This is a genomic window from Cellulomonas persica, assembly GCF_007989825.1.
Taxonomy (GTDB): domain Bacteria; phylum Actinomycetota; class Actinomycetes; order Actinomycetales; family Cellulomonadaceae; genus Cellulomonas; species Cellulomonas persica.
Genome location: NZ_BJUA01000006.1, coordinates 1 through 11,918 on the forward strand (window position 1 = coordinate 1; position 11,918 = coordinate 11,918).

The 11,918-nt window shown below is 73.8% G+C and carries 12 protein-coding genes; 6 read left to right on the forward strand and 6 right to left on the reverse strand.

Features of this window, described 5'->3' with window-relative positions; genetic code table 11:
- On the forward strand, positions 1-1,084 hold a 1,084-nt coding region (gene sucB / locus CPE01_RS07125), incomplete at its 5' end, for a 2-oxoglutarate dehydrogenase, E2 component, dihydrolipoamide succinyltransferase (protein WP_146805967.1).
- Positions 1,085-1,228: 144 nt separating this feature from the next.
- Positions 1,229-2,119: a TIGR01777 family oxidoreductase gene (locus CPE01_RS07130; protein ID WP_146805968.1), complete on the forward strand. Its 891-nt coding sequence runs from the start codon at positions 1,229-1,231 to the stop codon at positions 2,117-2,119.
- A gap of 7 nt (positions 2,120-2,126) precedes the next feature.
- On the opposite strand, the gene CPE01_RS07135 is transcribed toward CPE01_RS07130, so the two are convergent.
- Together CPE01_RS07135 and CPE01_RS07140 are read right to left on the reverse strand one after the other, a co-directional pair.
- On the reverse strand, positions 2,127-3,482 hold the full coding sequence (locus CPE01_RS07135; protein WP_146805969.1) for a serine/threonine-protein kinase: 1,356 nt from the start codon (positions 3,480-3,482) through the stop codon (positions 2,127-2,129).
- 147 nt (positions 3,483-3,629) lie between these two features.
- Positions 3,630-4,652 carry a Gfo/Idh/MocA family oxidoreductase gene (locus tag CPE01_RS07140; protein WP_146805970.1) on the reverse strand — a complete coding sequence of 341 codons (1,023 nt, stop codon included), beginning with the start codon at positions 4,650-4,652 and terminating at the stop codon, positions 3,630-3,632.
- A gap of 43 nt (positions 4,653-4,695) precedes the next feature.
- Here CPE01_RS07140 and lipB point away from each other — a divergent pair, with 43 nt between their 5' ends.
- Positions 4,696-5,430, forward strand: coding sequence for a lipoyl(octanoyl) transferase LipB (lipB, locus tag CPE01_RS07145; RefSeq protein WP_146805971.1), 735 nt, complete (start codon positions 4,696-4,698; stop codon positions 5,428-5,430).
- Between the two features lie 12 nt (positions 5,431-5,442).
- Here lipB and CPE01_RS07150 read toward each other — a convergent pair whose 3' ends face one another.
- Positions 5,443-5,934 carry a flavodoxin domain-containing protein gene (locus CPE01_RS07150; RefSeq protein ID WP_146805972.1) on the reverse strand — a complete coding sequence of 164 codons (492 nt, stop codon included), beginning with the start codon at positions 5,932-5,934 and terminating at the stop codon, positions 5,443-5,445.
- Between the two features lie 148 nt (positions 5,935-6,082).
- On the opposite strand from CPE01_RS07150, the gene lipA reads away from it, so the two are divergent.
- Both lipA and CPE01_RS07160 read left to right on the forward strand, forming a co-directional pair.
- Positions 6,083-7,084 (forward strand): lipoyl synthase, encoded by a 1,002-nt coding sequence (gene lipA, locus CPE01_RS07155; protein ID WP_146805973.1) that lies wholly within the window; start codon positions 6,083-6,085, stop codon positions 7,082-7,084.
- Between the two features lie 95 nt (positions 7,085-7,179).
- Positions 7,180-7,890: a DUF4191 domain-containing protein gene (locus tag CPE01_RS07160; protein ID WP_146805974.1), complete on the forward strand. Its 711-nt coding sequence runs from the start codon at positions 7,180-7,182 to the stop codon at positions 7,888-7,890.
- A gap of 135 nt (positions 7,891-8,025) precedes the next feature.
- Here the strand turns inward: CPE01_RS07160 and CPE01_RS07165 are convergent, their stop codons facing one another.
- Entirely contained in the window at positions 8,026-8,517 is a 492-nt protein-coding gene (locus tag CPE01_RS07165) for an RDD family protein (RefSeq protein WP_186811449.1), read from the reverse strand.
- A 185-nt stretch (positions 8,518-8,702) separates the two neighbouring features.
- On the opposite strand from CPE01_RS07165, the gene glnA reads away from it, so the two are divergent.
- Positions 8,703-10,127 (forward strand): type I glutamate--ammonia ligase, encoded by a 1,425-nt coding sequence (glnA, locus tag CPE01_RS07170; protein ID WP_146805975.1) that lies wholly within the window; start codon positions 8,703-8,705, stop codon positions 10,125-10,127.
- A gap of 205 nt (positions 10,128-10,332) precedes the next feature.
- Here glnA and CPE01_RS16730 read toward each other — a convergent pair whose 3' ends face one another.
- Together CPE01_RS16730 and CPE01_RS07180 are read right to left on the reverse strand one after the other, a co-directional pair.
- Entirely contained in the window at positions 10,333-11,217 is an 885-nt protein-coding gene (locus CPE01_RS16730) for a methyl-accepting chemotaxis protein (RefSeq protein ID WP_146805976.1), read from the reverse strand.
- Positions 11,214-11,759, reverse strand: coding sequence for a PAS domain-containing protein (locus CPE01_RS07180; RefSeq protein WP_146805977.1), 546 nt, complete (start codon positions 11,757-11,759; stop codon positions 11,214-11,216). Before CPE01_RS07180 ends, CPE01_RS16730 begins: the two co-directional genes overlap by 4 nt.
- Between the last annotated feature and the right edge of the window lie 159 nt (positions 11,760-11,918).

The window sequence follows — 11,918 nt, forward strand, 5'->3', positions numbered from 1 at the left end:
TCCGGCCGCCCAGGCTCCGGCGCCGGTCCCGGCGACGCCGGCTCCCCCGGCCCCGGCCGCTCCCGCGCCTGCGGCACCGGCTCCCGCTGCCCCGGCCGCTCCGGCCGCCGCTGCTCCCGCGGCCGCCGCTGCCGCGCCGGCCGCATCCGGCGGCTACCTGACGCCGCTCGTGCGCAAGCTCGCCGCGGACAAGGGTGTCGACGTCTCGACCCTGACCGGGACGGGCGTCGGCGGTCGCGTCCGCAAGGAGGACGTGCTCGAGGCCGCGGCGAAGGCGGAGGCCGCGAAGGCCGCCGCCGCGCAGCCCGCCGCCGCACCCGCGGCCGCGGCACCTGCTCCGGCGGCGAAGGTGCCGGCCGTCTCGCCGCTGCGTGGGACGACCGAGAAGGCCAGCCGCCTGCGCCAGATCATCGCCGAGCGCATGGTCGAGGCGCTGCACACCCAGGCGCAGCTCACGACGGTCGTCGAGGTCGACGTCACCAAGATCGCACGTCTGCGTGCGGCCGCCAGGGAGGACTTCAAGGCGCGCGAGGGCACGAACCTCACGTTCCTGCCGTTCTTCGTGCTCGCTGCGATCGAGGGCCTCAAGGCGTTCCCGAAGATCAACGGCGTCCTCGAGGGCAACACGATCACGTACCACGGCCAGGAGAACGTCGGCATCGCGGTCGACACCGAGCGCGGCCTCGTCGTGCCCGTCATCCGCGACGCGGGCGACCTCAACCTCGCGGGCCTGTCGCGCAAGATCGCGGACCTCGCCGGTCGCACGCGCAACAACAAGATCGGTCCCGACGAGCTCTCGGGTGCCACGTTCACGGTGACCAACACGGGCTCGGGCGGCGCGATCATCGACACCCCGATCGTGCCCGGCGGCACGTCCGCCATCCTCGGCACCGGCGCGATCGTCAAGCGCCCTGCCGTGGTCAAGGGCCCGGAGGGCGAGGACGTCATCACGATCCGCTCGATGTGCTACCTGTGCCTGTCGTACGACCACCGGCTCGTCGACGGCGCGGACGCGTCGCGCTACCTCTCGGCGGTCAAGGCCCGTCTCGAGGAGGGCGCGTTCGAGGCCGAGCTCGGTCTCTGACGCCCACGTCGGCCTGAGCCGGACGGCCCGGTCCCCTCGCGGGACCGGGCCGTCCGCGTGTCTGCCCTGTGCGTCGGCCCTGCGCGCCGGTGCCGTCCACGCCCTCGGGGCGCAGGTCAGCGCCGCGAACCCTAGGGTGGCGGCATGCGCATCGTCGTCGCCGGGTCGCACGGCTTCATCGGCTCCGCACTCGTGCCCCGCCTCCGCTCGTCCGGGCACGACGTCCGCGTGCTCGTTCGACGGGACCCGGAGCGGCCCGACGAGATCTCGTGGGACCCCGCGCGCGGGGTGCTGGACGGCGACGCGCTGCGCGGGGTCGACGCGGTCGTGAACCTCGCCGGCACCAACCCCGGCACCCGGTTGCTCACGGACGCCCGCAAGCGCGACGTGCTCGCCTCGCGCGTCGACACGGCCGGCCTGCTCGCCCGCACGCTCGCAGACCTCGACGACGGCCCACGCGTGCTGCTGCAGGCCTCCGGCATCGGCGCCTACGGCGACCGCGGCGACGTCGAGCTCGACGAGCGCGAACCGCTGGGCACGACGTTCTTCGCCGAGGTCGTGCGGCAGTGGGAGGCTGCGACCGAGCCCGCGGCCGCCGCGGGGGTCCGCGTGGTGCTCCTGCGGACCGGCGTCGTGCTGGGCGCGGGAGGGGGCGCGCTGCGCCCGATGTGGCCGCTCCTGCGGGCCGGGCTGGGCGGGCGGCTGGGATCGGGGCGCCAGTACTGGCCGTGGATCTCGCTGCTGGACGAGGTGCGCGCGATCGAGCACCTCCTGACGGCCGAGGTCGCGGGTCCCGTCAACCTCGTCACGCACGCGGACCGCAACGCCGACGTCGTGGCCGCGCTCGCCCAAGCCGTGCACCGGCCCGCGGTCGTGCCCGTCCCGTCCTTCGCGCTGCGGCTCGTGCTGCGTGACTTCTCGTCCGAGGTGCTGGGCTCGGTGCGTGCGGTCCCCGCCGCTCTGGCGGCCAGCGGGTTCGCGCCCGAGCACGGTGACCTGGCCGCCGCCGCGCGGTGGGCCGCCGAGCGCCACTGACGCGTCCTCACGCCGCGGCGACGTCCCACACGCGCCAGCCCTGGTCCGTCCAGCGCAGCACGAGCACGACCGTCGACGTCGCCGCCGGCCCGCCCGGCCGCGTCGTGCCGTCGGGAGCGACCCGCTCGTACGCGCTCGTCGTGCTCGTGACGCGCACCCGCGCCTCGTCGTCGCGCGACGCCTCGAGCGGCTCGACGGCCGTCACGGTCACCTCGAGCCCGCTGACCCGGTCGTCGCCGAGCTGCGCGACGAGCTGCGAGTCGGCCGTGTGGGCGGGCGAACCGGTCAGCTCGACCTCGTGCAGGGGTGCGCCCCGGCCCTGACCGAGCAGTACCGCGCGGCGCTGCGTGAGCATGACCGCCGCGTCGCGAGGGTCCGTCCTGGCGTGGCCGGCTGCGGCCGGTCCCGACGACGGGGACGCGAAAGGCCGGTGCGTCGCCGCCGCCGCGCTGGCGCCGTCGGTCGTCATGCGCCACGGCGCGACGAGCACCGTACCGGTCACCCCCGCGGCCAGCACCACCGCACACGCCCCCACGACCAGCCCGCGCGGCAGCGGGCTCCCCGCGGACCGGCCACGGGCCCTGCCGGAGCGAGCCGCATGACCGGCCCGGCGTCGCCCCGAGTCGCGGACGCCCCCCTGGCGCAGCGAGGTCACCGCGTCCCGGCCCGCGCGCGCGGCGAGGTCGGCCGCGTCCGGCAGCCGCAGCGGCACCGGCACCGCGACACGGAAGCACCGGTCCACGACGCGCGCCGCACCCGGGCACGCCTCGCGGCGCAGCTCGTCGAGCGCCTCGGCCAGCGACCCGGGCTCGACCGCGTGCTGCGGGCCGAGGACCGCGTCCAACAGCGCGCGCACGTCGGCGCCCGACTCGTCCGCCGCCGCGGGCACGTGTCGCAGCGCGACGCCCAGCCCGGCGAGCACGGGTCGCCCATCGGGGCCGACCACGATCGCGCCCGGCCCGACGCCGCCGTGCTGCACCCCCGCGGCGTGCAGCGCCTCGAGCGCCTGGGCGACCGGGATCGCGAGCGTCGCCGCCTCGCCGTCGGTCAGGGGCTCGCGGGCCGCGAGCAGCGCGTCGAGCCGCGTGCCCGTCACGTGCTCGGTGAACACCCCGAGCTCGTCGGCCGACAACGGCACCGCCTCGAGCACGCGCGCGAGGTGATCGTGCCGTACCGCCCGCAGCGCCCCGACCCGGGCGCGCGTCGTGTCGTCGGCCCGCAGCACGTGCAGCTCGACACGGTCCTGCGACCCGTCGAGCGCGACGGCGACGAGCGCACCGTCGTCGCCCAGCGCGTACGGCCGGTAGCCGGCCGCAGCGAGCGCGGTGTCGACCGCGGGCGCGACCCGAACGTGCCTCGTCATGGCGCCCATCGAAGCGGACCGCGCCGACGCGCGTCGTCCCTCATCCACAGGTACGGCGAGGGCCGCGGACCTGCCTCCCACGGACTCGCAGCGGCGGCCCCCGGGACGTCCTCAGCAGGCCGTCAGCGGGGAGTCAGCCGGGCGGGCTCAGTCGAGGACGACGACCTCGCCGTGCTGCGCCGACCGACGCGCGGCGTCGAGCACGCGGGCCGTCGCGACCGCGTCGGCCGGGTCCACCGGGGCCGGCGCCTCCCCGCGCACCCACGCGGCCAGCGCGGGGTAGATCTCGTGGTGGCCGCCGGTGGGCGCGGGGACCGGCCTGCGCTCGGCACCGCGGACGAGCCAGCCCTCGTGCACGGGCTCGCCGGGGCGCCGGCCCTCCTCGTACACGTCGTCGAACGCCTCGAACGGCGTCGGCTCGCCCTCGTACCGCGTCACGAGGTACGCGCCGCGCTCGCCGAGCACGCGCGTGCGGGGACCGGGGGCACCCACGAGCCCGCCCGCCTGCAGGTGGCTCAGGACGCCGGACTCGTGCCGCACGGCGAGGAAGACGTCGTCGACCGCCGGCGCCGTGCGCGCCGCGAGCTCGGCGTACACCTGGCGCACCGGTCCGAACAGCTGCACGGCCGAGTCGACGAGGTGGGCGCCGAGGTCGAGCAGCAGCCCGCCGGCCACTTCGTCGTTCTCCTTCCACCGGTCCTGCGGCTGCGGGCGGAACCTCTCCCAGCGCCGCTCGAACCGGTGGACCCTGCCGAGCTCGTCGCGCGCGAGCACGTCGGCCAGCGCGAGCTGCTCGGGGTCCCAGCGGCGGTTCTGGAACACCGTGAGGCGCCCGTCTGCCCGCTCGACGAGCGCGGCCGCGTCCTGCGCGGTCGTCGCGAGCGGCTTGTCGACCAGCACGTGCACGCCCGTCGCCAGCGCCGCCGCGACGTGCGCGGCGTGCTCCCCCGTCGGGCTCGCGACGACGACCAGGTCGACGTCGTGCAGGTCCGCCAGCAGCGCGTCCACGTCGGGCACCGCACGCGCGTCGGGCCAGTCCGCGTGCACCTGCGCGGCGCGGCTGCGCGTCACCACGGCGACGACCTGCTGCCCCGCGGCGCGCACGAGCCGCCCGTGGATCCCGCGGCCCGCGCCGCCGTAGCCGACCAAGGCCACTCGTAGCGTGCTCATGCGCCACACCCTAGGACGGCGACGAGGACCTAGGCTGGCCGGCATGCTGTTCGAGGAGCTCGAGCTCGGGACCCGCCTGCTGCCCTACGTGCCCACGTGGGAACGGCAACGCGAGGTGCACGCGGCCGTGGCCGCCGGACAGCGCGAGGACACCGTGCTGCTGTGCGAGCACGAGGACGTGTACACGGCGGGACGCCGCACCGCGACGTGGGACCGTCCGGTCGACGGCACCCCGGTGGTCGACGTCGACCGCGGCGGGCGCATCACGTGGCACGGGCCCGGGCAGCTCGTCGGCTACCCGATCGTGCGGCTGCGCGAGCCCGTGGACGTCGTGCGCTACGTGCGTGCGCTCGAGCAGGCGCTCATCGACACGTGCACCGACCTGGGCCTGAGCGCGACGCGCGTGGAGGGCCGCAGCGGCGTGTGGTTCGAGCCAAGGCCCGGCGGGCTGGCGCGCAAGGTCGCCCAGATCGGCGTCCGCGTCGCACGCGGCGTGACGATGCACGGCTTCGCGCTCAACTGCGAGCCGGACCTGCACGCGTTCGACCGCATCGTGCCGTGCGGCATCCCCGACGCGGACGTCACGTCGCTGAGCGTCGAGACCGGTCGGCGCGTGACGATCACCGAGGTCGTGCCCCTCGTGCGCGCGCACCTCGCGCGCGAGCTCGCGCCCCTCCTGACGGTGCCCACTGAGCCCACCGTGCCCACTGAGCCCCGTGAGCCCGCTGAGCCACCTGAGCCCGCCGTGCTCGCCGCGCCGGGCGCCGACGCGCGCTGAGGGCTCGACGGCTCAGGCCACGCTCCGCAGCTCCTCGGCGACACCCATCGCCCACGCGCGCACCGCGTCGAAGTCACGGAAGTCGCCGTCCTGCGCACGCACGAGCGCCACGAGCGCGCGCTCGGACACCGACAGCGACGCCTTGTCCAGCGCGCCGACGAAGCACTTCGCCTCGCGCGCACCCGTGGCCGTGACCATCGCCTCGACGTCGTCGGGCACGCTCGTCGTGGGGTGGCTGCCGACCGGGCCGGACCAGAACAGCCAGACCGGGCGCAGCCGCAGGTGCGCGCCCTGCCGGACGACGAGGTCGCGCAACGACGCCGCCAGCCGACCGACGTACACCGCGGAGCCGAGCACGACGGCGTCGTACGGCATGACCCGTTCGACGTCGTCGGGGGGGACGACGTCGACGGTGTGGCCGGCCTCCCGCAGGATCTCGGCGACCACGTCACCCATCTCGCGCGTCGCGCCGTGGCGGGACGCAACACTCACCAGCACTCGCATGGTCGGTCTCCCTCCAGAAGGCTCCGTTGCCTGCTCCCAGCCTCACCGCTGGGCGGCACCGGTGCCCGGGACCCAGGTCCCGTGACTGTGACGCCCGCCTCGTGCCACGCCGGGTGCAGGCGCGCGTGCGGCGGCTAGTGTGGCCCTCGTGACGATCGCACCCGAGGGGCGCCGGATGCTGCGCGTGGAAGCGCGCAACGCACAGACGCCCATCGAGAGAAAGCCCGAGTGGATCCGTACGCGCGCGACCATGGGCCCGGAGTACTCCGAGCTCAAGGGCCTCGTGAAGCGCGAGGGCCTGCACACCGTGTGCGAGGAAGCGGGCTGTCCCAACATCTTCGAGTGCTGGGAGGATCGGGAGGCGACGTTCCTCATCGGTGGCGACCAGTGCACGCGGCGGTGCGACTTCTGCCAGATCGACACGGGCAAGCCCGCGGACTTCGACGCCGACGAGCCGCGGCGCGTCGCCGAGTCCGTGCGGTCGATGGGCCTGAAGTACTCGACGGTCACCGGGGTCGCGCGTGACGACCTGGCCGACGGGGGCGCGTGGCTCTACGCCGAGACCGTCCGCCAGATCCACGCGCTCAACGCCGGCACGGGCGTCGAGCTGCTGATCCCGGACTTCAACGCGATCCCCGAGCTGCTCGACGAGGTCAACGCCTCGCGCCCGGAGGTGCTCGCGCACAACCTCGAGACCGTCCCGCGGATCTTCAAGCAGATCCGGCCGGGCTTCCGCTACGAGCGTTCGCTGTCCGTGCTGACCCGCGCGCGCGAGGCCGGTCTGGTCACCAAGTCGAACCTCATCCTCGGCATGGGCGAGACGTACGACGAGGTCGTCGAGGCGCTCGGCGCGCTGCACGAGGCCGGCTGCGACCTGATCACCATCACGCAGTACCTGCGTCCGTCCGTGCGGCACCACCCGGTGGACCGGTGGGTGCGGCCCGAGGAGTTCGTCGAGCTGTCGAAGGTCGCCGAGGAGCTCGGGTTCCTGGGCGTCATGTCGGGCCCGCTCGTGCGCTCGTCGTACCGGGCCGGACGCCTGTGGGGCCAGGCCATGCGGCGCCGTGGACTGCCGATCCCGGACGCCCTCGCGCACCTGGGCGAGCCGACGACCGCACGCCAGGAGGCGTCGAGCCTGCTCGCCCGCTGAGCCGGCCGGCGCTCGGGCGTCGTCCGGCCGCAGGGCCAGGGCGCGGGTCGCGGACGCGCACGAGACGGGCCGTCGCGCTCGGTAGACTCGCGCGCATGGCCCGTGACAAGTCCGCCTCCCCCGCTGCGCCCAAGACCAAGAAGGTGCGCTGGTACCACCAGCTGTGGGAAGCGTTCAAGATGACGCGGGAGACCGATCCCGCGATCACCTGGATCCTGCTCGCGACGTTCGTCGGCACGCTCGCCGTCGGCGTCATCGCGGGCGTCCTGCTGAGCTCGGTCGTCTACTTCATCCTGCTCGCGCTGCCGTTCGCGCTGCTGGCGACCATGTTCGTCCTCGCGCGGCGCGCGGAGGCCGCGGCCTACTCGCGGATCGAGGGTCAGCCCGGTGCGGCGCTCGCCGCGCTGCGCACGATCCGCCGCGGCTGGACGTTCGTCGAGGAGCCCGTCGCGATCGACCCGCGCTCGCAGGACATGGTCTTCCGCGGCGTGGGCCGACCCGGCGTCGTGCTCGTCGCCGAGGGCACGGGCAACCCGGCGCGGCTGCTCGAGGCCGAGCGCAAGCGCACCGCGCGTGTGCTCCCGAGCGTGCCGGTCATCGTCCTGCAGACGGGCCGTCACGAGGGCCAGGTCCCGCTGCCCAAGCTGCCCGGCAAGCTGCGTCGGCTCAAGCCGCAGCTGACCAAGCAGGAGGTCGCCGAGGTCACCAAGCGCCTGCAGGCACTCGGTGGTGCCCGCCTGCCCGTGCCGAAGGGCGTCGACCCGATGCGCGTCCGCCCGGACCGCAAGGGCATGCGCGGCCGCTGACACGTCACGTCCGAAGCCGCGGCTCCCGTTCGTCGGGACCGCGGCTTCGTCGTCCGTGCTGCCGCGTCGTTCGCGCTGCTGGGGCGTTCGTGCCGCCGTGCCGCTCGCTCTGCAGCGTCGTCGTGCCGGCCCGCGTCAGCGGCGCACGATCGCCGTGCCGGCGGCGCGGTCGTGCAGGCCGCGGCCGTCGGCGTCCCAGACCACCGCGGGGATCACCAGGCACAGCAGGAACGTGCGCAGCGCCCCGCGGCCGAACCCGGGCGCGCGGCCGTCGTCGGCGAGCGGCCCCTCGGGTGTCGCACCGGCACGGCGCACCCGCAGCCCGAGCAGCCGGTGCCCGACGGTGAAGCCCACCGTGCCGACGAGCACGAGGTTCTCCACCGCGAAGATCGCGAGCGTCACCATGCCGTCGGCGCGCTGCCAGAACGGGCCGGTCGCGCCCCCCGCGAAGAACGCAGACGCGAGCAGCAGGCACAGCGTCCAGTCGACGACGAGCGCCACGGCACGCCGGCCGATCGTCGCGGCCGAGCCGGGTCCCTGCGCGGGGAGTCCCAGCCGAGCGCCACGCCCACCCTCGCCCGACGGCCCGCCCTCGAGCCACGACCCCACGTTCTGCCTCGTCGTCACCGGCCCAGCCTAAGCGGGCGGCAGAGGCCTCCGGCGCGGCCTTCCGCACAGGGCTGAGTTCGCACGATCGTTACACCCGGGCCTCGCGCGTAACCTCGCGGAAACACTTGCCTCACACCAGAGAAACGGCCCCCGCCTAGCGTCTGGCTAGCCCGATGCGGGCACCATCGACCGAGGAGCAGCGGATGTTCAGCAAGCCAGAGGAAGTCCTGGCGTTCATCAAGAGCGAGGACGTCAAGTTCGTCGACGTGCGTTTCTGTGACCTGCCCGGCGTGATGCAGCACTTCAACGTCCCGGCCCAGTCGCTGGACGCCGACTTCTTCACGGACGGCCAGATGTTCGACGGTTCGTCGATCCGCGGCTTCCAGGCGATCCACGAGTCGGACATGAAGCTGGTGCCGGACGTCACGACGGCCTACGTCGACCCGTTCCGGGCGGAGAAGACGCTCAACATCAACTTCCACATCGTCGACCCGTACACCGACGAGCCCTACAGCCGTGACCCGCGTCAGGTCGCCGCGAAGGCCGAGGCGTACCTGAAGTCGACCGGCATCGCGGACACCGCGTTCTTCGCGCCCGAGGCCGAGTTCTACATCTTCGACGACATCCGCTTCGAGACGAAGCAGAACGCGTCGTACTACTACATCGACTCCATCGAGGCCGCCTGGAACACGGGCCGCGTCGAGGAGGGTGGCAACCTCGGCCACAAGACGCCCTACAAGGGCGGCTACTTCCCCGTCCCGCCGGTCGACCACTTCGCCGACCTGCGCGACCAGATCTCGCTGCAGCTGGACGCCCTCGGCCTGGGCGTCGAGCGCGCGCACCACGAGGTCGGCACCGCCGGCCAGGCGGAGATCAACTACCGCTTCGACGAGCTCGCGAAGTCGGCCGACAAGGTCCAGCTCTTCAAGTACGTCGTGAAGAACGTGGCCCACGCTGCCGGCAAGACCGCGACGTTCATGCCGAAGCCCCTCTTCGGCGACAACGGCTCGGGCATGCACGTGCACCAGTCGCTGTGGAAGAACGGCGAGCCGCTGTTCTTCGACGAGAAGGGCTACGGCGGCCTGTCCGACATCGCCCGCTGGTACATCGGCGGTCTGCTCAAGCACGCGCCCGCGCTGCTCGCGTTCACCAACCCGACGGTGAACTCCTACCACCGCCTGGTCCCGGGCTTCGAGGCGCCGGTCAACCTGGTGTACTCGGCCCGCAACCGCTCGGCGTGCATCCGCATCCCGGTCACCGGTTCGAACCCGAAGGCCAAGCGCATCGAGTTCCGCGTGCCGGACCCGTCGTCGAACCCGTACCTCGCGTTCGCGGCCATGCTCATGGCCGGCATCGACGGCATCCAGAACCGCATCGAGCCGCCCGAGCCGGTCGACAAGGACCTGTACGAGCTGCCCCCCGAGGAGCACGCCCTCATCCAGCAGGTCCCGGGCTCGCTCTCCGAGGTGCTCGACAACCTCGAGGCCGACCACGACTGGCTGACCGCCGGCAACGTCTTCACGCCGGACCTGATCCAGACCTGGATCGACTACAAGCGCTCCGCCGAGGTGGACCCGATTCGTCTGCGGCCGCACCCGCACGAGTTCGAGCTCTACTACGACGTGTGATCGTCCCGGCCCCCGGCTGCTCCCGGGGGCCGGTGACTCGCAGTGACGGAACCCCCGTCGCCCCGGTGGGCGGCGGGGGTTCCGTGGTCCTGGGGTTCCGTGGTCCTGGACACCGACGCGGCGCCGACGACGACGCGTCGACGAGCGCCGGCCGCACGTCCGCGTCCAGCTGTCGCGGCCGGGCGTCGCAGTGCGGCGGCCCGGCTCAGCCGGCGAACCGCCCGATGTCCGTGCGCAGGGTCTCGGCCATGCGGGAGAGGCCGCCGTCCGCGTCGCCCGCCGCGGCCGCGACGCCCTGCGCCTCCTGGTCGATCACCGAGATCACCGAGGCGATGCGCTCCATGGCCTGGACGACGTCCTGGGCCGCCTGCTGTGCCGCGGCGACCTGGGCCGCGATCTCCGACGACGACTGCGCGACGTCGTCGGACAGCGACTTGACCTCGCCGGCGACCACCGAGAACGCGCGCCCGGCGGCACCCGCGCGGGCCGCCTCGATCGTCGCGTTCAGCGCGAGCAGCCGCGTCTGGGCGGCGACGGCACCGATGACGTTCACGGCCGAGTCGATCTTCTCCGACGACTGCGCCAGCCGTTCGACCAGGTGCGTGGCCTCGTCGAGCTCACGCACGGCCTCGCGCACCGAGTCCCCCAGGGACTGGGCGGACGCGCCGAGCTCCGTGGACGCCGCAGCCACGTGCTGCGACACCTCGACGGCCTGACCGACGACCTCGGCGCGCAGCGCGGTCTCCTGCCGCGTGCGCTCGGCGGAGTCCCGCATGAGGTCGCGCGAGGCGTTGATGCGCCGTGCCCCGTCGCGGTACGCGCCGGGCAGTCCGCGCTCGATGAGCGTGCGGTGGAAGCGCCCGCGCGCACTCGCCCCGAGCGCCGCACCGGACTCGCGCACGAATGCGTCGTTGACGTCGAGCAGGTGGTTGAGGGCGTGGGCGAGCTCGGTGACCCGCTCGTCGACCGAGCCGACGACGCGGGCCTCGAGGTCGCCGGCTGCTGCGCGGCGCACCACCTCGACGACCGGTGCGAGGTCGGGCGTCGCGGACTCGACGGCCGTGCCGCTCGAGCGGCGACCGCCGATCACCGGACCCCGCCGTGACGGTTGATGACGTCCCAGACGAACTCGTCGTAGGACACGCCACGCTGCTCGAGCGTGCTGCTCAGCAGCGCTCCGGACGCGGCGACCGCCTGGTTGCCGGTGCCGTGGCGGCGCTCCTCGCGCAGCAGCACGTCGTACAGCTCCTCCACCTCCCGCACGGCCGCGGGCGCGGGCAGACGGCGGTTCGAGTGGTACCCGACCGTGCGTCCGTCGCGCTGCGACGGCGTGACGTGCGCCAGGACCCAGTAGTACGAGCCGTCGGTGGCGAGGTTCTTGACGTAGGCGAAGATCTCGTCGCCCTCCCGGATCGTGTCCCACAGCCTCTGGAACACCGCACGCGGCATGTCCGGGTGCCGGATCACCGAGTGGGGCTGCCCGAGCAGCTCGTCCAGCTCGAAGCCCGACACTCGGACGAACACGTCGTTGGCGTAGGTGATGCGGCCCTGGGGATCCGTCTTCGAGACGATGATCTCCTCCGCACCGAAGGTGCGCTCGACCGAGGTCGGGGTGATCGAGGCAGTTCTCACGGGCGACTCCAGATGGTCGGGTGCGCGCCGTCTGCGCACTGCCCTCCCATCGACCGCAACGGTTCCCGCGAGAGCCGTTCCGCACCGCAAGTCCGCAGGTCAGAGCACACATCTGGGTGAACGAACACCCGTTCGGCCCTGGCCTTTGGTCCCACCTGG